At 66.3% G+C, this 15,743-nt stretch carries 15 protein-coding genes; 5 read left to right on the forward strand and 10 right to left on the reverse strand.

Annotated elements, in window-relative coordinates:
- A partial coding sequence (locus tag A985_RS23905) for a CoxG family protein (RefSeq protein WP_157211326.1) occupies positions 1-556 on the reverse strand: 556 nt, incomplete at its 3' end.
- Positions 557-858: 302 nt separating this feature from the next.
- Between A985_RS23905 and A985_RS0102415 the strand changes: the two genes are divergently transcribed.
- Positions 859-1,878 carry an XdhC family protein gene (locus tag A985_RS0102415; RefSeq protein WP_017231836.1) on the forward strand — a complete coding sequence of 340 codons (1,020 nt, stop codon included), beginning with the start codon at positions 859-861 and terminating at the stop codon, positions 1,876-1,878.
- A gap of 159 nt (positions 1,879-2,037) precedes the next feature.
- Here the strand turns inward: A985_RS0102415 and A985_RS0102420 are convergent, their stop codons facing one another.
- Both A985_RS0102420 and A985_RS0102425 read right to left on the reverse strand, forming a co-directional pair.
- A complete protein-coding gene (locus A985_RS0102420) occupies positions 2,038-2,481 on the reverse strand; it encodes a carboxypeptidase regulatory-like domain-containing protein (protein ID WP_017231837.1) in 444 nt (147 codons plus the stop codon).
- 128 nt (positions 2,482-2,609) lie between these two features.
- Positions 2,610-4,145 (reverse strand): DegQ family serine endoprotease, encoded by a 1,536-nt coding sequence (locus A985_RS0102425; RefSeq protein ID WP_017231838.1) that lies wholly within the window; start codon positions 4,143-4,145, stop codon positions 2,610-2,612.
- A 250-nt stretch (positions 4,146-4,395) separates the two neighbouring features.
- On the opposite strand from A985_RS0102425, the gene A985_RS26880 reads away from it, so the two are divergent.
- Positions 4,396-4,797, forward strand: a complete 402-nt coding sequence (locus A985_RS26880) for a hypothetical protein (RefSeq protein WP_157211327.1) — start codon at positions 4,396-4,398, stop codon at positions 4,795-4,797.
- Between the two features lie 30 nt (positions 4,798-4,827).
- On the opposite strand, the gene A985_RS0102435 is transcribed toward A985_RS26880, so the two are convergent.
- Positions 4,828-6,237, reverse strand: a complete 1,410-nt coding sequence (locus A985_RS0102435) for an ATP-binding protein (RefSeq protein WP_017231840.1) — start codon at positions 6,235-6,237, stop codon at positions 4,828-4,830.
- Complete coding sequence (locus tag A985_RS0102440) at positions 6,237-6,944, reverse strand: response regulator transcription factor (protein ID WP_017231841.1); 708 nt, start codon at positions 6,942-6,944, stop codon at positions 6,237-6,239. Before A985_RS0102440 ends, A985_RS0102435 begins: the two co-directional genes overlap by 1 nt.
- A gap of 394 nt (positions 6,945-7,338) precedes the next feature.
- Between A985_RS0102440 and dacB the strand changes: the two genes are divergently transcribed.
- Together dacB and A985_RS23915 are read left to right on the forward strand one after the other, a co-directional pair.
- Positions 7,339-8,856, forward strand: a complete 1,518-nt coding sequence (dacB, locus tag A985_RS0102445; RefSeq protein WP_017231842.1) for a D-alanyl-D-alanine carboxypeptidase/D-alanyl-D-alanine-endopeptidase — start codon at positions 7,339-7,341, stop codon at positions 8,854-8,856.
- Positions 8,857-9,032: 176 nt separating this feature from the next.
- Positions 9,033-9,971 (forward strand): sterol desaturase family protein, encoded by a 939-nt coding sequence (locus tag A985_RS23915; protein ID WP_017231843.1) that lies wholly within the window; start codon positions 9,033-9,035, stop codon positions 9,969-9,971.
- Between the two features lie 43 nt (positions 9,972-10,014).
- Here the strand turns inward: A985_RS23915 and A985_RS0102455 are convergent, their stop codons facing one another.
- From A985_RS0102455 to A985_RS0102475, 5 genes are all read right to left on the reverse strand, one after another.
- The gene (locus A985_RS0102455; RefSeq protein WP_017231844.1) at positions 10,015-11,076 is read right to left on the reverse strand and encodes an L-threonylcarbamoyladenylate synthase; all 1,062 of its coding nucleotides are present in this window, start codon (positions 11,074-11,076) and stop codon (positions 10,015-10,017) included.
- 3 nt (positions 11,077-11,079) lie between these two features.
- Positions 11,080-12,273, reverse strand: coding sequence for a 5-(carboxyamino)imidazole ribonucleotide synthase (locus A985_RS0102460; RefSeq protein WP_026131576.1), 1,194 nt, complete (start codon positions 12,271-12,273; stop codon positions 11,080-11,082).
- Between the two features lie 41 nt (positions 12,274-12,314).
- On the reverse strand, positions 12,315-12,821 hold the full coding sequence (gene purE, locus A985_RS0102465; RefSeq protein ID WP_026131577.1) for a 5-(carboxyamino)imidazole ribonucleotide mutase: 507 nt from the start codon (positions 12,819-12,821) through the stop codon (positions 12,315-12,317).
- A 16-nt stretch (positions 12,822-12,837) separates the two neighbouring features.
- Positions 12,838-13,743, reverse strand: a complete 906-nt coding sequence (locus A985_RS0102470; protein WP_017231847.1) for a phosphoribosylaminoimidazolesuccinocarboxamide synthase — start codon at positions 13,741-13,743, stop codon at positions 12,838-12,840.
- Positions 13,744-13,887: 144 nt separating this feature from the next.
- On the reverse strand, positions 13,888-15,234 hold the full coding sequence (locus tag A985_RS0102475; RefSeq protein WP_017231848.1) for a hypothetical protein: 1,347 nt from the start codon (positions 15,232-15,234) through the stop codon (positions 13,888-13,890).
- Here A985_RS0102475 and A985_RS28850 point away from each other — a divergent pair.
- Positions 15,233-15,628, forward strand: coding sequence for a hypothetical protein (locus A985_RS28850; RefSeq protein ID WP_017231849.1), 396 nt, complete (start codon positions 15,233-15,235; stop codon positions 15,626-15,628). The genes A985_RS0102475 and A985_RS28850 overlap by 2 nt on opposite strands.
- Positions 15,629-15,743 lie beyond the last annotated feature (115 nt).

Raw genomic sequence — 15,743 nt, forward strand, 5'->3', positions numbered from 1 at the left:
GGCCACCAGCGTGCCAGCCTGCCGCGCGTGGCCGGCATATCGCGCAGCGCGGCATCGGTGCGAGTGCGGCGGCCACTTCGCCGTCGGCGGCAGTCGGGGGATACGTTGCGGCATGCGGGGCAATGGCCGCCGTCAGCCGCGCGAGGCATTCGTCAACGAGCTTGCGGGCGGCCACCTGCGCCTGGGGCGTGTCCAGATGCGCGGACTCGGCGCCCAGGTGCGTCGTGAGGTCATACGTCAGTAATGTGTGCATCGGTCCTTGCGCTTGCAACGTGATGGTCGCCTTGCCTCGTGTGTGTCCGGCAGCCGAGCCCAGAGCGTCGACATTCAATGTGTAGGATGTCGGCGCCGTGACGTCCGTCACCGTGATCCTGCCCGACCAACGACCGCCCAACGGACCCGACGCGACGCTCACGACGATCGTCCACGTCGTGTCGTCGAGCCGCTCGATCGACTCGCAGCCTGGGATGCACCCTTGCAGGATGCCCGGGTCGTTCAGCGCGATCCACGCGAGGTCTCGCGCCACCGGCAATTGCCGTCTGTCATGTAGCTCCATTGCCCCCTCCCCAAACGTGATGCGGTCGCTCGTCGGTCACGCGACGTCATCTCGACCTGCGAACTATTGTGACACGAGTTCCCCGCGCCAGATCACCGCCGCGACCGCTCGCCCGCAGTCCGCAGCGCACTGCAGAAGGCTTCGCAAGGTCACGGAAAGGGACGGCAAAGCGCAATATCCCGTGGGATACAGCGCAAGCCAAGGCGCGCTATACTCGGCGCATCACATCGAGCGGTGACATGACGGCGGCCCATGCCGTGGCCGATGCGCTACCGCTCGCGTATTGACCAAGGAACCGTGGGATGGACAGTGTCGATCTGGAAGTGCTGAAGTCCGCCGTACAGTGGACCCGAGCGGGCTTTTTCGTCACGCTGGGCACGGTGGTTCGCACGTGGGGCTCCGCCCCGCGTCCGGTGGGCTCGATGCTCGCGATTCGGGAGGATGGCCATTTGGTCGGCTCCGTGTCGGGCGGTTGCGTCGAGGACGACCTGATCGCCCGGCTGCGCGATGGCGACTGGCCTCAGGATCGCCCGCAACTCACCAGCTACGGCGTGACGGCCGAGGAAGCGCATCGCTTCGGACTGCCCTGCGGCGGCACCTTGCAACTGGTGCTGGAGCCGGTGCGCGACGCCTCGCGCATTCCGGAACTGCTCGACGCCATCTCGCGATTCCGCCTCGTCGTGCGCGAACTCGACATGACCTCCGGTGCGGTGCGCATCGCCCCCGGGCACCAGACCCCGCCGCTCGAATTCGACGGCGTGCGCCTCATCACCTCGCACGGCCCGCGCCATCGGCTCGTGGTGATCGGTGCCGGGCAACTCTCGAAGTACGTTGCGAGCATGGCGTGCGCACTCGACTATCACGTGATCGTTTGCGACCCGCGCAGCGAATACGCAGACGAATGGCACGTGGCCGGCACCGAACTTTCTCGCGAGATGCCGGACGACCTCATCGTGCAGCGTCAACTCGACTCGCACAGCGCTGTTCTTACGCTCACGCACGACCCGAAGCTCGACGACATGGCGTTGCTCGAAGCGCTCAAGTCGCCGGCGTTCTACATCGGCGCCATCGGCTCGCGGGTGAACAACGCGCGACGCCGCGAACGGCTGTCGCTGTTCGATCTGAGTTCGGCGGAAATCGAACGGTTGCACGGGCCGGTCGGCATGCATCTGGGTGCGCGCACCCCGGCAGAGATCGCCGTGGCCATTCTCGCCGAGATGACAGCGATCAAAAACGGCATCGCCGTCAAACAAACGTTCGCCGTGCGCGCGACCGACGAGCCCATCGTCGACAACGCCTCGGTGTGCCGCGGCATGGTTTGACCGTCGACGCGTGCCCCGCGCTGACCGCCCGCCTCCACTCTCCATTGAACAAAAAAACGCCGCCTTTCGGCGGCGCAACTCGCTCACTCGTTGCTACGGAGTACTACCTGGGTTACCTCGTCTTCCGTGACGCTTTACCCGACACGACCGATCGGCACATCAGTCATGCGGCCACAGAAACGTTACCGCTGCATGCCCCTTCGCGGGCACCTTCACATTCTTAGTCATCGGCTTGCCGTCGTACGTCGCCTTCACGGTGTAACTGCCTTGCGGCAGCTTCACCAGCATGAACGGCCCTTTCGCGCGTGCATCGAGTACCGTCTTGCTACCGCGCATGATCTGCACCTGGGCGTCGGCGATGTACTCGTTCGCGCCGTCGCCGCGAGCCGCCATCTCGATGGACAGCGGCCAGTGAGACGCTTCGCGCTTGAAGGCCCCCGATTGATCGCTGTCGATACCGCCCGAGACGTAGGTCACGTCGCCCTGCTGCATCGACGGCGGCAGCATGCCGCCCTGCGCATGCGCCACCGATATGCCAAGCCCTCCGACCAATGCTGCGGCCGTCGCGGCTGCCATCGACCAGCGTTGCCATTGTTGCCCCATGTTCGACCTCCCGTTCATGACATCACGATGCAGGATCGCACCGGTGGCGCGGCAGCCGTGAAGCCATCGCTGCCGAGCACCGGCACACAAGGTAGTGCGTGGCATCCCGCGAGTGCCTCGCCCGGCGCTTAGCCGAGATCGACCGGGATGAAAATCTGTTGCCCGTCGCGTTGTACGAGCAACGCGACATTATTGCCCGCTTTCTTGAGCTTATCGCTCAGTTGCGACGCACTCGTCACCGGCGTGCCGTTGAGCGACAGGATGATGTCGCCCGCCTGCACGCCCGCCTGCTCGGCCGGTCCGCCGACACGGGCCACCAGCAAACCGTGCGTCACCTGTGCCGCGCGCTTCTCGTCCGGCGAGAGGTCGCGTACCGCAAGTCCCAGCCGGCCATGCGTGGCCGAGTCGTCCGTGCTCGCGACGTCCTTCTTCTCGTTCAGCGCCGCCACCGTCACGCTTACGTCCTGCTTCGCACCATTGCGCCAGACGGTCAGCGTCGCCTTCTCGCCCGGACGCATATCGGCGATCTTCTCCGGCAACTGCACCGAGTCCTCGATGGTCGTGCCATTGACCGCCAGAATCACGTCGCCCGGCTTCAGGTCCGACTTCGCGGCCGGACCATTCTTGTCGATGGACGACACCAGCGCCCCCTCGGGCTTGGGCAAGCCGAACGACTTCGCCAGCGACTGGTTCACTTCCTGAATCGTTACGCCGATGCGGCCACGGCTCACCTTGCCAAACTGCTGGAGCTGCGCCTTGACCTTCATCGCCATGTCGATCGGAATCGCAAACGACAGCCCCTGGAAGCCGCCGGTACGCGAATAGATCATCGAGTTGATGCCAATGACTTCGCCGTTCAGGTTGAACAGCGGTCCGCCCGAGTTGCCCGGGTTGACCGGCACGTCCGTCTGAATGAACGGCGTGTAGTTCTCATCCGGCAACGCACGCGCCTTTGCCGACACGATGCCCGCCGTCACGGTGTTGTCGAAGCCGTACGGCGACCCGATGGCCACCACCCACTCACCGGCTTTCGATTTCGACGGATCGCCGATTTTCACCGTCGGCAGATTCGTGGCGGCAATCTTGAGCAAAGCCACGTCGCTCGCCTTGTCGCTGCCCACGACCTTCGCCTTGAATTCACGCTTGTCGGTGAGCTTCACCGTGACCTGACTCGCATCGTCCACGACGTGCGCGTTGGTCAGGATGTAGCCGTCCGCGCTCACGATGAAGCCCGAACCGAGACTGCGCGTCGGTGCGCTGCCACCATCGCCACTGCCGTCGCCACCGTCGTTGCCCGGCGCGCCGTAAAAGTGACGGAAGAACTGGAACAGCGGATCGTTCTGATCCATGCCCGGCGGCATCGGCATCGCCGTGGCGCCGCCCCCCGCCGAAGGTTTCCCATCGTGCGTCACACTAATGTTGACTACGGCCGGTCCGTATTGTTCCGCCAGTTGCGAGAAGTCCGGCACGAGCATGCGTGGCGCGGTATTCGGGGTGTTCGGTGCATTGGCGGCTGGCGTCGCCGGGTTGGCCGCATTGGCGTCGGCGACCATCGCCGAGGCAAGCGGCGCCTGCCAGTGCTGACGTCCGGCAACATAGCCGCCCGTCAACGCGACGAGCACAGCGCTGGCAACCAGCGTACGAGTGAGCTTCGAGGTCCGCATGAGTCTCTCCTGACTGACACCACGTTTGACATGACTGTGATGGTAGAGAGGCTCCCTTAAGGCAACCTTAAGACGATCTGAAAAGTGACCCATCGGCTGCCAACGGGCATTGCACTGAGTGCTATGCGTTACGGCAGCAAGCGTTTGGAGGGACAACTCGCGTGGTTCGCCTTGCGCATGATGCGTTCCGCTGACTACGGTGGCGAAGTGGCGCGATCCCGCGCCGCGAGTCTTCGACTACAGGAGAATCATGATGTCTACGATCGACACGCCGCTTGATCGCCGGTCCGTACATGGCCGCGCCGCTCGCTGGATGGGATGCGCCGGAGCTACGTTGTGCCTCGCCTTCGCGGCATCGGTGCACGCCGCGCCCGGCGGCCATGGCGATGGGATGGGAACACAAGGCCCGGCCGATTCCATGCCGAACGCGATGCCGCTGCCGAGCCAAAACAGTGCCTGCACACCGGACGCGCCAGCCGATCAGGCCATCGTCGGCAAGTCGCTCAGCGAAGCCAAATCGATGCTACAGGGTTGCCCGTGGCGCATCGGCACGCAGGATGGCAGAGCCATGCCGACGACGCGCGACTACCGCCCGGATCGCCGCACGCTCACGATCGACAATGACAAGGTCACGAGCGTGACACGGGGGTGAGGGCCAGAGACATCGCGTGCGACGGACGTATCAAAGCGCAGGCGGCGGCGCCGATGTCGCGCCGCCGAAGCTCACGCGAACGCGAAGCCCCTGGCCGTTGGCGGCATCGAACAACTCGACGCGCGCGCCATGCGCCTGCGCGATATTGCGCACAATCGCCAGCCCCAAGCCGCTGCCCTGCGCACGCGGGGTATCGGCATCGTCTTGCGTCGCGTCGCTCGCTGGCGTCGAATGGGCGGGCGCGGCCCCCTCCACCGATGCCGCACCGCCGCGGAAGAACCGGTCGAACACGCGCTCGCGCTCGGTGGGCGCAATGCCCGGCCCAGTGTCTTCGATTTCCACGACCGGTGCCGGCGTTGCCGCCACCAGCCGCACGTCGACATGACCGCCGCGCGGCGTGTATTTCAGCGCGTTGTCGACCAGATTGCCGAAGAGCGTGTGCAATGCGTTCGCATCGCCGTGCACGCGACTGACGGCCGCCAGTGCGTCGGGAGCGTCCAGCCCGAGATCGATCCCTCGCGCCACCGCCAATGCCGCATGATGTGCCACCACCTCACTCAGCAACGGAGCCAGCGGCACCTCGACGAATGCCGCGGCCGCACGCGCGGCGTCCGGCTCCTGTCGCGCGAGCGTGAGCAATTGGGCCACCATGTGCGAAGCGCGTCGCACGCCGTCGCGCAGATCCCGCATCGCCTCGGCCCGCTCCGCGTCGGTGTGGGCACGGTCAAGCAGTTGAACTTGCAGTTGCAGCGCGGCGAGCGGCGTGCGCAATTCGTGCGCGGCGTCGGCCACGAAGGCCTTTTGCTGTGCGAGCGACGCGCCGAGTCTGCCGAGCAGACTATTGAGCGCGCGCACGAGCGGACGCACCTCGTCGGGCAAGCCGACCTCGGGCAAGGCATCCAACGCCCCCGGCGCACGCGTGTCGAGCGCCTTCGTCACGCGACGCAGCGGCTGCAAGCCGCGCCCCACCACGATCCAGACGAGCAAGGCGAGCACCGGCATCGCAACCACCAGCGGCAACAGCGTGCGCACCGCCATCGAGACCGCGAGCGAATCGCGAATGACCATCGGCTGCGCGAGCTGCACAACGTTGTCGCCCACGAGCGCCGCATAGACGCGCCAGTCGCCTTCGGGCGTCTGCACGGTCGTGAAACCGAGTTCCGCGCGCGGCGGCAACGGCGTGCTCGGGTGCGAGTAGTACAACTCCACGCCATTGCGGCTCCAAATCTGGATGACGAGTCCGCCTGACTCGTTGTGTGCGCCCGGCACGCTCGAGAACGGCTCGGCCGGCAGCGACAGGGCCATTTGCTGCAACTGGAAATCGAACAGCGCGTTGGCCTCCGTGCGCGACTGGCGGAAGATGGCGATGCCCGCGAGCAGCAGCGCCACCGCGAGCGTGATCAGCAATCCGAAAAGGAGACGACGGCGAATCGAGCGCATCAGTTCGCCTCCGGTGCCGTCATGCCGGCGGCAGGCGGCGTCTCACCGGTTTGCGCGGGCATCATGTAACCGACGCCACGCACCGTACGAATGGCGTCCGCGCCCAGCTTCTTGCGCAGCCCGTGGATGTGAACTTCCACCGCGTTGCTCGCCACTTCTTCTCCCCAGCCATAAATGCGCTCTTCCAGTTGCGCCTTCGACAGCACCGCGCCCGGCCGATTGAGCAACGCTTCGAGCACTGCATACTCTCGTGCGGAGAGCCCCACCGGCGCGCCGCCGCACGTGACCTGACGCGTCGCGGGGTCGAGCACGATACCGCCATGACGCAGCAACGGCTCGCTGCGCCCCGCCTGACGTCGCACCAGCGCACGCAACCGCGCCGCCAGCTCGTCGAGATCGAACGGCTTGACAAGGTAATCGTCGGCGCCGGCGTCGAGTCCTTTCACTCGGTCGGCCACCGCATCGCGCGCCGTGGCGATGAGCACCGGCAACGTCTGGCCGCGCGCGCGCAACGTGCGCAGCACGTCGATACCGTCGCGGCGAGGCAAGCCCAGGTCGAGCAGCAGCGCGTCGTACGACTCGAGCGAGAGCACGTCGAGCGCACGCTGACCGTCGCCGACATGATCGACGGTCCAGCCGTCCTGGCGCAGTCCTTTCATGACGGCCGTAGCAATCATCGCATCGTCTTCCACCAACAAAATTCGCATGGCTTGAGCACCGGTTGAGATCCTCTCCGGGCGTGTCACTGGCGGCCGACGCAACGTTGTTTGCGCTTGCTTGATGTTGCCTTGACGTGACACTCGCCGGAATTCGACCCATTGTAGCGACAGTTCGTTGCATGACCGCCTTACAATGGCACGCATGGGCCGCGCATGGCAGACGCACGTCGCGGCCCCGCAACCCGCTTATCGCTTCGCCGCCGCGTCCGCATCGCCTTGCCTGTGCCCGTCGTGCATTCAGGCCGTACGGTTTCGCTGCGCGCAACACTGGAGACCCTCGCCCGTCATGCGCGTTCCTCGCCTGCTTCGCAGCGCCTCTCGCTCCCCCGACCTTTCGGGCTCACTGCGCAGCCCCCTTCACTCGCCGCCATCGGGCCGCGTCATGAGCAACGTCGCTCGCGCGTGTTGCGCGGCGCTGGCACTCGCGATGGTCGTGAGCAGCCCGGTCGAGGCGAAGCCGCTCAAGCACGCGAAGATGCCCAGGATACCGGCAAGCGCCGCGCGCGCCACGCCGCTGCCGCCCGAATTGGCGCGCGCGCTCGCAGCCAGCAAGGTCCCCGCCGCCCATGTGAGCGTGATCGTCGCGAAGGTCGACAACCCGCTGCAAACGCGGGGCCGCATCGGGCCGCCGCTGCTTGCCGTCAATGCCAACGTGCCGCGCAACCCGGCCTCGACGATGAAGCTCGTCACGACGATTGCGGCGCTCGACACGCTCGGCCCCGACTATCGCTGGCGCACGCAAGCCTTCACCGACGGCACATCCGACGGCCGCACGCTCAACGGCAATCTGTATTTCAAGGGCTCGGGCGACCCGAAGCTCGTGCCCGAGGAGATGGAGAAGTTCGTCGCCGAGTTGCACCACGCCGGGGTGACGAACATCAACGGCGACATCGTGCTCGACCGCTCCGCCTACAGCGCAGACATCGGCGACACCGGTGCCATCGATGGCGGTGACGACCGGCCGTACAACGTCGCACCGGATCCCCTGCTGTACTCGTTCAAGGCGGTTTCGTTCAGCTTCACCGGCAATCCGAACGGCACCGTCGAGGTCGGCGTGCTGCCGCCGCTGGCGAACCTGCAAGTGGCAAACAACCTGTCGTCGACCGGCTCCGGCCACTGCGGCGACTGGCTCGCCCGCATTCACCCCACGCTGAACGCGATGGCCGACGGCAGTTACGTCGCGCACTTCTCGGGCACGTATCCGGCCTCGTGCGAGGACAAGGGCTGGAACGTGGCCGCCCCCGATCGCGATCAATTCTTCCTGGGAGGCTTCCGCGCGCTGTGGCAAGCCTCGGGCGGACAGTTCAACGGCAATGTGCGTACGGGCGTCGTGCCGCCGGGCGCTCACCTGCTCGTCACGCATCGCGGCCAAACGCTCGCCGAAGTCGTGCACGACATGAACAAGTTCAGCAATAACGTGATGGCCCGGCAACTGTTTCTGACGCTGGGTCTCGCCGCCGACAACAACCGCACGCCGGCCAGCCTGACGCGCTCGCGCGACGTATTGAACCGCTGGCTCGACAAAAATGATCTCGCCATGCCGGGGCTCGTGGTGGAGAACGGCTCGGGTCTGTCGCGCATCGAACGTATCAGCGCGACCGAGTTGGCCAGTCTGCTGCAACACGGCATCAACAGTCCGACCGCCCAGGTGCTCATCGAATCGATGCCGACGGTCGGCGTCGACGGCACCATGCGCAATCGGCTGATGAATCGCGACGTCGCCGGCAACGCGCACATCAAGACCGGCACGCTCGACGATGTGGGGGCCGTGGCCGGCTATGTCGGCTCGCGCTCCGGCAACATCTACGTGGTGGTCTCGCTCGTGAACGATCCGCGGGCGAGCCAGGCCCGCGGGTTCAACGACGCGCTCATTTCGTGGGTGTATGAGAACGCGCCTTGATGGGGAAGCGGCGCACCGTCTGAAAAGGCGACTCGCCTGAGCACATTTGACGTTTCCCTCTAACCGCCGCGCTGTCGCGTGCCATTCGCGTCAGAATAGACGTTCCATCGGTGCCACCGTCGCCAAGACGCCGGGGCACCGGTTCCGATGACCCCATCGTGAGGAGACGCGAGGTCATGAACGTCGAGTTGATCCTGCTGGCGCTCGCGCCGGTGTTCGTGCTGTGCATCGGCATCGAAGCCTGGTACTGGCGGCGCCGCCGCCCCGGCATGTACAGCCTGAAGGACACGGTCAGCAACGCCACGCTCGCGCTCATGCACCAGGGCGCGGACAAACTGGCCTGGCTGCTCATCGTGCCGTTTTACGCGTGGCTCTACGACCATCACCGCCTCTATACGATGCCGGGCGGATGGCTCGGCTTCGCGCTGCTCTTCGTCGTGCAGGACTTTCTCTACTACGTGTTTCATCGCGCCAGTCACCGAATCCGCTGGCTGTGGGCGGCACATGTCGTGCACCACTCGTCGGAGCGGCTCAACCTGTCGACGGCCTTTCGGCAAAGCCTGATGTATCCGGTCGCGGGCATGTGGCTGTTCTGGACGCCGATGGCGCTTATCGGCTTCACACCGATACAGATCGTCGGCGTGGTCCTGCTCAACCTCGCGTTCCAGTTCTTCGTACACACCCAGGCGATTCCGAAACTGGGCTGGCTGGAATACGTGCTGAATACGCCGTCGATTCACCGTGCCCATCACGCGCGCAATCCGCGCTATATCGATCGCAACTATGCCGGGGTACTGGTCGTCTGGGATCGGATGTTCGGGTCTTACGTGGAAGAAAGCGAGGCCGAGCCGTGCGAATTCGGCATCGTCGATCCGATCCGCACGCACAATCCGATCACGCTGACATTTCACGAATGGCAGGCGATGGCGCGCGACGCGCTCACGATGCCGGGTTGGCGCAACAAGGCAATGGCGCTGTTCGGGCCGCCCGAGTGGCGACGCGCGTGGCAGGCGGCACAAGTCGCGGCAGGACAGACGGTCACGCCATCGGCCGGCGGATTATCGGGAAATGTGGGAAATGTTGGGGACGTTGGGGCGTCGCGCCACACGCCTTGATCGCTGACGAGGCGCGATCGCCTCGCCAGCCCGCCACTGCGCGTTATGCGCGCTCGAATGCCGCTGCTGCGCGGCCCAGGCGGTCACCGACCGCCGCCCATGCCGGGGTGTCCGGCAGACGCTCGAACAGGATATGCGTGACATTGGCGCGGTCGAGCCGGCGCAGCATCGCGTAAAGGTCGGTCGCGAGCGCGGCGGGCGTGGCCGGTAGCACGACCTTCACGATATCGGCCGACGCCGACGCGTCGGCGGGCAGCTTGGCAAGCGTTGATGCGAAGGCCGCCACCGCCACGCGCTCGCCCCCGGGACGCATCGCCAGCGCGGGCGCGAATTGATCGGCATCGCACAGGTACAACGGTGTGCGCGGTGCGTAATGCGCCTTGAGCGTGCCCGAGGCCCGCGGCGCGTCGGTGTCCTGCCCTGGCAGACGCGGCATCTCGCCGAGCACCTCGGCAATCTGCTCGGGCGTGATATGTCCGGGGCGCAGCAACGCGGGGAAGCCGCGCGACAGATCCACGATCGTCGACTCGATCCCCACGGCGGCCTCGCCGCCGTCGAGCACGTGGATGGTCACGCCCGGCAGTCCGGCGAACTCATCGCGCACGTGCTGCGCCGCCGTCGGACTGACTTGTCCGAAACGATTGGCCGAAGGGGCAGCCACACCGCCTTGTCCCCCGCTTCCGCCCTTGATCCGGGCAAACTCGCGCAGCAGTGCCTGCGCCACGGGATGCGACGGGCAACGCAGCCCCACCGAATCCTGCCCGCCGGAGACGGCATCGGGGATATGCGGCGCGCGCTTGAGAATCAATGTGAGCGGGCCGGGCCAGAAGGCATCCATCAGCTTGCGGGCGGCCGGCGTGACATCGTCGCTCCAGTAGCCGGGGTCCCCCTCTGGGGCGATGTGCACGATGACCGGATGATTCGCCGGGCGGCCTTTCGCGGCATAGATGGCCGCGATGGCCGTCGGGTTCTCCGCGTCGCCGCCAAGACCGTAGACCGTTTCCGTTGGGAACGCGACCAGCTCACCGGCCGCCAGTTGCTCGGCGGCCTTCGTGATCGCGTCTGCGGGTGGCATGACGATGTGCGGCGCTTGAGGCGACGTCATCGCTCAGTCTTCCAGCGGGATGTCGAGGCTTGCCGCCGCCGTCACGCACGCTTTGCGCGCTTCGTCCAGCGACGCGCCGGCAAACGTGATGTGGCCCATCTTGCGACCGACACGGGCGTCTTCCTTGCCATACAGATGCAGGCGTGCCGAGGGCAGCGCCACCACGTCCGCCCACGCGGGCGGGCGCGGCCGATCCTTGGCCTCGCCTTCGAACCAGACGTCGCCAAGCACGTTGAGCATCACTGCGGGCGAGTGCTGACGCGTCTCGCCGAGCGGCAGCCCGGCCATCGCACGCACCTGCTGCTCGAACTGGCTGGCCGCACAGGCGTCGATTGTGTAATGACCGCTGTTGTGCGGACGCGGCGCCATTTCGTTGGCGACGAGCGAGCCGTCCTTGAGAATGAAGAACTCGACGCACAGCACGCCGACGTAATCCATTTGCGCCGCGATCCTGGCGGCCGCGGCGCGTGCGGCATCGGCCAGCGCCGGCGCGGCGTCGGGCGCAGGCACCGTCGTGGTCGCGAGAATGCCGTCGATGTGCACGTTCTGGGCGAGCGGATAGGTCGCGACCGCGCCGTCCGCACCACGGGCGCTTAGCACCGACACCTCGAAGGCCAGCGCGAGACGCTTCTCCAGCACGCAGGGCACGCCGCCGAGCGCCGTATAAGCGTCGCGGGCCTCGGCAACCGTACTCACGCGCACCTGGCCCTTGCCGTCATAGCCCAGACGCGCCGTCTTCAAAATGCCCGGCAGCACACGTTCGATGGCCGCATCGCCGATGGCCGCGAGCGCCTCGTTCGATTCGATGACCAGATGCGGGGCCACGGGCACGCCGCAGCTTTCGATGAAGCGCTTTTCCGCCACCCGGTCCTGCGCGATCGCGACACAGCGCCCGGCGGGGCTCACGGTCGTGGACGCGGCGAGGAAGTCGAGCGACTGCGCCGGCACGTTTTCGAACTCGGTCGACACGGCCGGGCACAGCGACGCCAGTTCGGCGAGCGCCGTCTCATCGCGATAATCGGCCACGATCAGGCGATCGGCCACGGCACCGGCGGGACAGCGCGGGTCCGGGTCCAGCACGCAGACCTTGTAGCCCATCGACTGGGCGGCAAAACAGAACATGCGGCCGAGTTGGCCACCGCCCAGCATACCCAGCCATTGGCCGGGAAGAACGGGCGCAGCAGAGGCAGAATTCATCTTGGTTGAGGCGCTGACAGTCGCAGGGACGTGTTGTTCTTTTACAGCGCGGGCAGGGTCATGCCGCGCGCCACTTCGGTCTGCTTCGCACGGAACGCGTCGAGCTTGCCGGCGAGCGTCTTGTCGTCGGCCGCCAACATCGCAACCGCAAACAATGCCGCGTTGGCCGCGCCCGCCTCACCAATGGCGAACGTGGCGACGGGCACGCCCTTGGGCATCTGCACGATCGAGAGCAGCGAATCTTCGCCGCGCAGATACTTGCTCGGCACCGGCACACCCAGCACCGGCACGGACGTCTTGGCAGCGATCATGCCCGGAAGATGCGCGGCACCGCCCGCGCCCGCGATGATCGCGACGAGTCCGCGCTCGCGCGCGGCTTCGGCGTAGCGGAACATGTCGTCCGGCATACGGTGCGCGGAGACGACCTGTGCCTCATAGGGCACACCGAACTCGGCCAGCACGGCGGCCGCGTTCTTCATCACTTCCCAGTCCGAGTTGGACCCCATTACCACGCCAACGCGCGGGGCCACGGTTTGTTTCTCGCTCATGTCGTCAACGTCCCGCTCAGGCCAGTTGCTGGCCGGTCAGGCGCTCGAGCGCCTCGCGGTATTTGGCGGCCGTTTTCTCGACCACTTCGTCGGGCAGCTTCGGGGCGGGCGGGGTCTTGCCCCACGTCTGCGTCTCGAGCCAGTCGCGCACGAATTGCTTGTCGAACGACGGCGGGTTGCTGCCCACGACGTAGGAATCGGCCGGCCAGAAGCGCGACGAATCGGCCGTCAGCGCTTCGTCCATCAAGTGCAGCTTGCCCTCGTCGTCCAGACCGAATTCGAACTTCGTGTCGGCGATGATGATGCCGCGCGTGGCCGCATAGGCCGCCGCTTCCTTGTACAGACGAATCGAGATCTCGCGAATCTGCTCGGCCAGTTCACGACCGATACGACTCACCATCTCGTCGAAGCTGATGTTCTCGTCGTGCTCGCCCAGCTCGGCCTTGGCCGCCGGGGTGAAGATCGGCTCGGGCAGTTGCTGCGCATTTTGCAGACCGGCGGGCAGCGTTACGCCGCACACTGCGCCCGTTGCCTGATAGTCCTTCCAGCCACTGCCGGCCAGATAGCCGCGCACCACCGCTTCCACGAGGATCGGCTTGAGGCGCTTGACCACGACCGCACGGCCGGCGACCTGAGCGGCTTCGTCGCTTGAAACGACCGACTCCGGCGCCACGCCCGTCAGGTGATTCGGCACGACATGCGCGAGCTTGTCGAACCAGAAGTTGGCCATCTGGTTGAGCACGCGGCCCTTGCCCGGAATCGGCTCGCCCATGATCACGTCAAACGCCGAGAGGCGGTCCGTCGTCACGATCAGCAGCTTGTCGTCGCCGACGGCGTAGTTGTCGCGCACTTTGCCGCGCGAGAGCAGCGGCAGGCTCTTGAGGGAGGATTCGTACAGGGCGTTCGGAGCGGGGGTAGTCACGGCGGGACCCGATATCAGGAAGGGCAAAGGCGTAATTATACGCGCGTCGGGCGGCGTTTCACGAAGATGTGGGTCCGGCGTGGCGCCGGGCCCCTTCACCCTCGCTTCAATGCCCCGCGCCGGCTCCCCCCGACGCGCTCCTCCTTACCCCTGCGGGTGGCGGAACCGAAGTTCCAGCCGCGCTTTTTCCGCCTCATGGATCAGCAACGCGACCACCGGCACCCGCGAGATCGGGTTCGTCAAATAGCCGTCTTGACGCAGGCATGCCCGATACCAGCCGGCCACCGACGAGGCTTCGTAATACTTGTTGTCGCACGTCAGCCCGTAATCGTCGAACGACACCAGGCGCACGGCGTCCGGGCTGTCCGGGTCGATATCGTCTTGAGAGATCCGGTCGATGTGCCCGTCGACATAGCTAGGGCTCAGGAATCGCACACCGCTCAGGGCATGGATTTCGTCTCGCAGCCAGAGCAGCGCCGTGCCGGCCGGCAAGCCGCCCGAGGCAAGCAGCGGGGCGACGCGGTCGAAGTTCGCTTCCAGAATATCGGCTGCACGGCGACGCCCGGCGTCGGTCTGCCAGTCGATGGTCGCACCGCGCGCGGCGGTCAGTTCCGGCAGTCGCTGCCGAAGCAGATGCACTTTGCGCTCCCAGCGCGGCTCCCCTCGCCCCGGGCTGCGCAGCATATCGAGCAATCGGGCAAATTCCGCCATGAGATCGAAGCTGCGCGAGGCGACGTTTATATGATGGTCGCTCGCCTCCGAACGCTGCGCGATCACTTGTGCGGCCAGATTGTTACGCACGTGCGCGTCTCCGCACCGGAGTTGCAACGCCGCGCTGGCCGCCACGGCGCTTGGACGCGCAATGCCACGCTCCGAGCACACGAGCGCGATCTTGCCTGGGTTCTCTCGCATGAACGTTGCCACGCCCCGACCGGCACGCCATAGCACCTCGCGGGGAATCTGTGCGTCGAATCGCTCCATGCCCGTGAACTCCATGAACTGCACATGCGACAGTCCGCCGTCGAGGCCGACGGGCGACGCTTGCGGCGCAGCAGACCCGCGTGCGCCTCGCGCGCCGTGCATCACGCTCAGGATGTATCCGTCGATCGGGCGCTCGTGGTAACCCGGGGCACTCGTCGTGTCGATCGGCGCGTCACGAAGCTGCATGGCGCCCGGCTCGACGCAGAAGATCGCGCCGATCTGCGGATGGGTCTTGAGCATGCGGGTGAGCACCGAGGCCTCTGCCGGCGTCGCGGTCGGACCCACGATGAATTGATGCCCGCCCAATTCGATCAGGCCGAAGCGCGTACATTTGCCGTCCACACGGATGAGCGTCGACGTATTCACGCCATAGGCCTCGACCCACGGGTCCGCCCCTTCCCCGCTCGCCCACTCGGGCGCCGGGTCATCCGCCTCCCAGAGCGCGATCGGCGCGGGCGTGTCAACCGTTGGCGTCAGGCGAGCCTGCCAGTCGGCGGCCATCGATCGCATGGATGTCGTGCGCACCGACGGCCCGGGTACCGGATCAGGTGTGGCGGCATGGACCTCGCCGGTCACATCGGCGCCGCGTTGCGGCGCGCGCGAGGACGCTGCCCGATTCGCGGCGGAGGTCATCGTCCTCGCCATGGACGAACGCCGCGACGGCGGCCGAGACGCCTCCTCGGAACTGGATAGCCCCAGGCAGCAGGCGACGGTCTTGGGAAGGCGATTCAATGGCATCGATATCTCCGGCTGGCCCATCATTGGCATGGGCGGATTGGCGGGGGGCACCGGAGACTGCCACGCGATGTCGTACCGGACTTCAGGAATCGGCGGATCGCTGTCGTTTTGCACCCTCGCAATGCGGGCGCCTTCCCCGCCTGCCTACGCGCCGGATGTTGCCTAGAATGGAAGCGTTCACCTGAACCAAGGCGCTGCCATGACGATCACATCGACACCCGGACCTGTCTGGCCGACCCGTGCAGGGCAATGCGTCGCAACCCTCGCCGCCGTGCTGGCGC

The organism is Pandoraea sp. B-6 (genome assembly GCF_000282835.1).
Lineage (GTDB): Bacteria > Pseudomonadota > Gammaproteobacteria > Burkholderiales > Burkholderiaceae > Pandoraea > Pandoraea cepalis.